Origin of the sequence: Roseisolibacter sp. H3M3-2 (genome assembly GCF_029211165.1) — a bacterium.
Lineage (GTDB): Bacteria > Gemmatimonadota > Gemmatimonadetes > Gemmatimonadales > Gemmatimonadaceae > Roseisolibacter.
The window spans coordinates 1-1,208 of sequence record NZ_JARGEK010000660.1 but is presented as its reverse complement, the minus strand read 5'-3'; the positions used below and the strand labels follow the sequence as shown (position 1 = coordinate 1,208).

Genomic DNA, 1,208 nt, shown 5'->3' with positions numbered 1-1,208 from the left:
ACGGCGGCCGCGACCAGGTGCCGCCGGAGGAACGCGACGGCGGCGCGCAGGCGCGGCTCGGCGTTCCGGACGGTCGGGTGGACGTGCAGCGCGGGGGCGCCGTCGCGGGCCGGGAGCGGGACCACCGGCGCCTCGATGCGCTCGGCGATCCCGGCCCACAGGTCGCGGCCGGGGCGCAGCGCGAGGAGCGCGGCGGCGTCGGCCGAGAGGGCGCGCAGGTCGGCGACCAGCGCCCGGCAGCGCGCGCAGGCGGCCAGGTGGGCGTCGAGGCGCGCGCGGTCGGCCGCGGCGAGCTCGCCCTCGAGGTAGTCCATCAGCCGCTCGTCGACGGCCGCGCAGGCGGCGTCGGGGAGGGCGGTCGGGTGTCGGAAGTCGTCGGTCATCGCTGAAGCGCCTCGCGCAGGAGGAGACGCGCCCGGTGGAGCTGCGCCTTGCTGCCGCCGCTGGTGATCCCGAGGAGCTCGGCGATCTCCTCGTGCCGGTAGCCCTCCACGTCGTGGAGGACGAAGACCCGTCGCGCCCCCGGCGGGAGCCCGGCGATCGCCTTCTCGAGGTCCATCCGGTCCCCGGGCGCGAGCGGCCGGGCGGGGAGGGCCTCGACGGCGTCCGCGTCGTCGACGGTGCGGCGGTCCCGCCGTCCGTCGCTGTCGCGGCGGTTGAGCACGAGGTTCACGGTCAGGCGGTGGACCCAGGTCCCGAAGGAGCTCTCCCCGCGGAACAGGGCGAGCTTCTCCCACGCGCGGACGAACACGTCCTGCGTGAGCTCCTCGGCGAGCGCGCGGTCGGCGACCATGCGGACGCAGAGGGCGTAGACCCGGTCGACGTGCGCCCGGTACAGCCGCTCGAACGCGCGCCGGTCCCCGGCCGCCGCGAGCGCGGCGTCGGAAGGCTCGACCGGATCGCCGTCGAGGCGCGTGGGCGTGAAGTCCTGGATGGCCACCGTCATGAAACGTGAGGTCGTCGGGCTCGCGAGGTCAGACCGGCGGGACCGACGGATGGTTTGAACGGCGGACGCGCGCGCTCACGGACGCTCCGGGGGAGGGACGAGCAGGAGGAGCGCGCGCACCACGAGCCGCGGGGGCGGCGCCCCCGGCCCGGGGCCGTACGCGCCGGACGGCCGCCCCGATTCGCCCACCGCCGCGAGGGCGCCGTCGAGCCACGCCTCCCCGGCGCCCGCGGGCGCGCACGCGGGAAGGGCGGCCAGCGCC

Annotated in this window: 2 protein-coding genes and 1 pseudogene; all 3 read right to left on the bottom strand. The window is 77.8% G+C overall.

Annotated features, from left to right (window positions below):
- A partial coding sequence (locus tag PYV61_RS25540; RefSeq protein ID WP_275836704.1) for a zf-HC2 domain-containing protein occupies positions 1 to 383 on the bottom strand: 383 nt, incomplete at its 3' end.
- The gene (locus tag PYV61_RS25535; protein WP_275836703.1) at positions 380 to 946 is read right to left on the bottom strand and encodes an RNA polymerase sigma factor; all 567 of its coding nucleotides are present in this window, start codon (positions 944 to 946) and stop codon (positions 380 to 382) included. The genes PYV61_RS25540 and PYV61_RS25535, both read right to left, overlap by 4 nt.
- Positions 947 to 1,021: 75 nt before the next feature.
- Positions 1,022 to 1,208: pseudogene (locus PYV61_RS25530) on the bottom strand (hypothetical protein); the annotation flags it as partial.

Excerpts from the sequence above, each read along its gene's own strand:
- PYV61_RS25535 (WP_275836703.1), bottom strand. The coding sequence starts at position 946 with ATGACGGTGGCCATCCAGGACTTCACGCCCACGCGCCTCGACGGCGAT.